Origin of the sequence: Geobacter hydrogenophilus, from assembly GCF_018501225.1 — a bacterium.
In the GTDB taxonomy this organism is placed as follows: Bacteria; Desulfobacterota; Desulfuromonadia; order Geobacterales; family Geobacteraceae; genus Geobacter; species Geobacter hydrogenophilus.
The window spans coordinates 1-350 of record NZ_JAHCZI010000038.1 but is presented as its reverse complement, the minus strand read 5'-3'; the positions used below and the strand labels follow the sequence as shown (position 1 = coordinate 350).

The window sequence follows — 350 nt, the reverse complement described above, 5'->3', positions numbered from 1 at the left end:
TTCACCCCGACTGACACCGCCACCTACACCACGGCCACCAAGAGCGTAACCCTCACGGTGAACAAAGCCACTCCGACCATTACGTGGGCCACGCCAAGCGCCGTCTACGTCGGCAGCACTCTCAGCAGCACCCAGTTGAATGCCACGGCCAACGTTGCCGGCAGCTTCACCTACACCCCGGCTTCCGGCACCGTGTTGACCACCGCCGGGACCCAGACGCTGTCCGCCTCCTTTGCCCCGACTGACACCACGAACTACAACGGTGCCACGGCGAGCGTGGGCCTCCCGGTTGTTGCCAAGCAGGTACCGACCATCACCTGGGCAGCGCCTGCAGCGATCGCCTATGGGAC

Annotated in this window: 1 protein-coding gene; it reads left to right on the top strand. The window is 64.9% G+C overall.

Annotated features, from left to right (window positions below; genetic code table 11):
* Positions 1-350, top strand: a 350-nt coding sequence (locus KI811_RS18425; protein ID WP_214187923.1) for a hypothetical protein, incomplete at both ends; no start/stop codon positions are given.